This window comes from Actinoplanes sp. NPDC048791 (assembly GCF_040650095.1).
Lineage (GTDB): Bacteria > Actinomycetota > Actinomycetes > Mycobacteriales > Micromonosporaceae > Actinoplanes.
Map to the genome: position 1 here is coordinate 1 of NZ_JBEZGQ010000905.1, position 3,389 is coordinate 3,389.

A 3,389-nucleotide genomic window follows, 5' to 3' on the forward strand; every position below is an offset into this window, starting at 1 on the left:
GCGGCCTCCTCGGCGGCTCGCACGCCGGCGGCCAGGGCCTGCCGGACATCGCCGGCGACGGCGGCGTGCAGCAAGTCCGCGACCGCGCCGGTGCCGAACCGGTCCAGTTCGGTCACCCACTGCTTGGCCGGGTCGGCGTCCGGCGCGCTGAGCCAGACCCGCAGGGCGGCCGACGGATCCTGGGCGGCGAGTGGCTTCTGCTCCAGCGCGGTCAACGCCCAGTGCACGATCTCGCGGAGCAGCCGGGCCTGCTGCACAGCATCCAGGCCGTCCGCCGCGTCGGCCGCGGGGACCGGCACCGGTTCTGCTTCCAGCGCCATGGCCAGCTGCCGGCGCAACCAGTCGTACGGCGTGTGCCGGTGCAGATGTGTCAGCAGATCACGCAGCTCGGGGACGTACGTGAGCAGCCGCTCGTGGCCGACCAGCTCGGCCAGCCACCGCTCGTCGGGGTGGACCAGGATCCGCGAGGCGATCGCCGCCGCCACCCCGGGATCGTCGGTCCGGGCCAGGGCGTCGGCGACCGTGCGCTGCGCGTACCCGCCGTCGGCCAGGTATGCCACCAGCGCGGGCCGGGTGGCCTCGGTGTGCCGGCGGTGGATCAGCCCGGGCAGGAACGCCTCGCGGACCTCCGGCACGGTCTCGGCGCGCGCGGCGGTCACATAGACCGAGCTCTGGGTGGCGTACCGCAGATGTTTTGCCGCCGCGCGCCGCACCTGCGGGACCGGATCGGTCAGCATCCGTTCCAGCTCGGCCAGGGTGGCGCCCTTGGCGCCCTCGATCGCCTCGATGCGCAGCTCCGGCGCCGGGTCGGCGAGAAAACGCAGGGTGAGTTCCCGCGTACGGTGCAGCGACAGCACCGCCTTGAGCCCGCGCATCCGCAGCCGGGCCTCGCCGCTCGCGGCCAGTTCCTCCCGTACGGGTTCGTAGCGGGAGCCGAGGTGGTACAGCAGCTTGGCGATGCGGTCGTCGTCCTCCGCCAGGTCGAACGCCACCTCGCGGATACGTTCGTCGAGGCCGTCCTGCCGGCTGAGGATCTGCTTCAGCGCGTGGGCCGCGGTGCTGCCGACCTCCCGGTACGCCTCGGCCATGCCGAAGCCCACCTGCACCTCGCCGGAATCGTGCAGCGCCATGTCCAGCAGGGTGCCGATCAGCTCGGCGGAGCCGTCGGGAGCAGCCTGCTCGGCGGCGCGCAACCGGACCATCTCGTCGGCACTGCGCAGGTCGTCGTGCAGCGACATGGCAGCAATCTAGCGGTCGGCGGCACGGCGGCGACTCCCCTCAACGTGTCAGCCGGCCACGGACTTCCAGCCGCGCTGCACCGAGCGGCGGCATCGCTCCGGCTCGTCGCCGGTGCCGACGAACAGAGCGGTCAACATGGGTACGCCGTGAGCGAGCGTCTCGCGCGGCAGCGGACCGGGGGTGACCAGGGAGACCAGGCCGTGGCCGATCACCCAGCTCTGGATCGCCAGCTCCAGCGGCACGGTCGCAGCTCGGAATCGTCCGGCCTCCCGGCCCCGGCCGGCCGCCTGGACCAGGTATTCCAGCGTCTGGTCGGCAGCCTCGGCGTCCTCGAGCTCGTAGGTCGCATCGAACATGACCCGGTACAGGTCCGGATGGTCCAGCGCGTTGCCGAGGTACGCCGCGACCAGCGCGGTCAGGTCCCGCACCGGATCGGCGGACATGGTGACCGCGGCCAGCCGGTCCGCCAGCCGGGTGAAGCCCTCCTGCCGCAGCGCCTTCCACATGCCGTCCATGCCGCCGAACCAGGTGTAGACCGCCATGGTCGAAACCCCGGTCCCGGCCACCAGGGAGCGCAGGGTGATCGGCTCGCGGGTGCGCAGCATGTGCCCGGCGCGTTCGAGGAGCAGGGTGCGGACCGCCGGGTCCTTGGTCCTCGCCATGGCCTCAGGATACATAGCATTGCACTGCTATAGTTTCGGCAGTCGAGCCCACCGGCTCCCGGAGACATGGAGGCAGCATGGCCGTCACACTGGTGAACCCCGAAGGACTGCCCAAGGTCGACATCTACCGGCAGGTGTCGATCGGCACCGGGTCGCGGATGGTTTTCATCGCCGGGCAGATCGCCCGCGATGCCGACGGCGGCCACGTGGGCGAGGGCGACTTCGCCGCTCAGGTCGAGCAGTGCTACCTCAACATCGGCACGGCGCTGGCCGAGGTCGGCGGCACCTTCGACGACGTGGTCAAGCTGACCGTCTACCTCGTCGACTGGACGCCCGACAAGATGCCGCTGTTCGTCGAGGGCGTCGGCCGGGCCGCCGCGAAGCTGGGCGTCACCCCGATGGCGCCGCTCACCGGGATCGGCGTCGCCGCGCTGGCCGAGCCGGACGTGCTGGTCGAGGTCGAGGCGACCGCCATCCTCGGCTGAGGTGGGACCATGGCGGCATGCGCCGTGATGTGCTGGACCTGATCGACCACGTGCTCCGTGACGTCTCGCTGAGCGACGACGCGATGCGCTGGGCGCCGGACAGCGTTCCCGACCTGCGGCTGCTGATCCACCGGGAGTGGCCGGCCCGGCGCCAGGCGACGTGGCGCTGGTGGTGCGAGACGTGCCGGCAGCCGCTGCCGCAGCCGCACTGGTGGATCGACGGCGTGCCCGCCGGTGGGGTCGTGCTGAGCAGCGGCATGCGCGCCTTCCACCACACGATCGACCCGCGGACGCCGCGGCACGCGCTCGTCGAGCGCGCGTCGCGAAGCTGAGGTCAGTGGGCGGCGCAGCAGGGGGTCGGATACCGGGTCTCGAACGGCACGAGTCGTCCGCCCGCGGCTGGACTGGTGAGCAACGTCAGCTGTCCCGCTTGCCACTGTGGACGGACGAAGTCGCCCGTGTCGATCAGGGCGGCCGGGTCGGCCGCGCCGCCGCCGAGGACCTCGACCTTCTCGATCGCGCTCAGCTCCAGCACCTCGGCGACGCTCAGCGTGCCGACCAGCCGCTCCACGCCCGGATAGAGCACCGCACGACCTGAACTCCGCGCCACATGCTCGGCCACCGCCTCCGGACACACGGCACCAAGGAGGGTGGGTGGGGCGCGGTGCCGACACCGGTGGGCGCGTCGCCAAGGCCGGTGGACACCGCATCCGCGAAGACGAGGGTCAGGGCCACGTGTGGCCGCGGTGAGCGCACCAGGTGCGTGAAGGCCAGCACCGGCGCCGGGGAGAGTGACGCCAGCCAGTGCTCCGCCGCAACCGTGTCGGGATGCGCGAGGCTGACCCCGAGCACCGGCAGGTCGTCCAGGGTCGGGGCGGCCGCCGCCCGGGGGGGGGCGTCGGGCCCGGTCCCCGCGGAGAGAAACCGGGGCGTGGACCGCAAGGGGTGGTGTTGTACCGACGGGGGCGCCAACGGGGGGCGGCGCGCCCCGCGGCCGGGCTTG

The 3,389-nt window shown here is 72.6% G+C and carries 5 protein-coding genes; 2 read left to right on the forward strand and 3 right to left on the reverse strand.

The genetic code is table 11. The features are described 5' to 3' along the window. A partial coding sequence (locus tag AB0C29_RS39455) for a hypothetical protein (RefSeq protein ID WP_360831796.1) occupies positions 1-1,238 on the reverse strand: 1,238 nt, incomplete at its 3' end. 48 nt (positions 1,239-1,286) lie between these two features. Beyond that, entirely contained in the window at positions 1,287-1,901 is a 615-nt protein-coding gene (locus AB0C29_RS39460; RefSeq protein ID WP_360831799.1) for a TetR/AcrR family transcriptional regulator, read from the reverse strand. A gap of 77 nt (positions 1,902-1,978) precedes the next feature. On the opposite strand from AB0C29_RS39460, the gene AB0C29_RS39465 reads away from it, so the two are divergent. Together AB0C29_RS39465 and AB0C29_RS39470 are read left to right on the forward strand one after the other, a co-directional pair. After that, the gene (locus AB0C29_RS39465) at positions 1,979-2,386 is read left to right on the forward strand and encodes a RidA family protein (protein WP_360831802.1); all 408 of its coding nucleotides are present in this window, start codon (positions 1,979-1,981) and stop codon (positions 2,384-2,386) included. Positions 2,387-2,403: 17 nt separating this feature from the next. Then, positions 2,404-2,718: a hypothetical protein gene (locus tag AB0C29_RS39470; protein ID WP_360831804.1), complete on the forward strand. Its 315-nt coding sequence runs from the start codon at positions 2,404-2,406 to the stop codon at positions 2,716-2,718. Positions 2,719-2,720: 2 nt separating this feature from the next. Here AB0C29_RS39470 and AB0C29_RS39475 read toward each other — a convergent pair whose 3' ends face one another. Further along, the gene (locus tag AB0C29_RS39475; protein ID WP_360831806.1) at positions 2,721-2,972 is read right to left on the reverse strand and encodes a hypothetical protein; all 252 of its coding nucleotides are present in this window, start codon (positions 2,970-2,972) and stop codon (positions 2,721-2,723) included. Between the last annotated feature and the right edge of the window lie 417 nt (positions 2,973-3,389).

Coding starts and splice junctions, on each gene's coding strand:
- AB0C29_RS39460 (WP_360831799.1), bottom strand. CDS start 1,901: ATGGCGAGGACCAAGGACCCGGCGGTCCGCACCCTGCTCCTCGAACGC.
- AB0C29_RS39465 (WP_360831802.1), top strand. CDS start 1,979: ATGGCCGTCACACTGGTGAACCCCGAAGGACTGCCCAAGGTCGACATC.
- AB0C29_RS39470 (WP_360831804.1), top strand. CDS start 2,404: ATGCGCCGTGATGTGCTGGACCTGATCGACCACGTGCTCCGTGACGTC.